Genomic DNA, 388 nt, shown 5'->3' on the forward strand with positions numbered 1-388 from the left:
CCTCGGCGACCCCATCGAAGCCCAAGCCCTACTCGCCGCCTACGGACAGGGACGGGACGCCGGACGACCGCTGCGACTCGGGTCCGTGAAATCCAACATCGGGCACACGCAGGCCGCCGCGGGCGTCGCGGGCGTCATCAAAATGGTCATGGCCATGCGCCACGGCATACTGCCCCCCACCCTCCACGTGGATCAGCCGACACCGCATGTGGACTGGACAGCCGGCAACGTGGAACTGCTGACCGAGCCCGTGCCCTGGCCGCAGACAGACCGGCCACGCCGCGCCGGCGTGTCATCCTTCGGCATCAGCGGCACCAACGCACACGTGGTGCTGGAAGAGCCACCACCCACCGCCGCACCGCCCAGCGAAAACACCGCGGGCGAGGTA

At 69.3% G+C, this 388-nt stretch carries 1 protein-coding gene; it reads left to right on the plus strand.

The genetic code is table 11. The features are described 5' to 3' along the window. The coding region (locus RKE29_RS30555; RefSeq protein ID WP_312008927.1) for a polyketide synthase at positions 1-388 on the plus strand (388 nt) is incomplete at both ends.

Origin of the sequence: Streptomyces sp. B1866, assembly GCF_031932565.1 — a bacterium.
Lineage (GTDB): Bacteria > Actinomycetota > Actinomycetes > Streptomycetales > Streptomycetaceae > Streptomyces.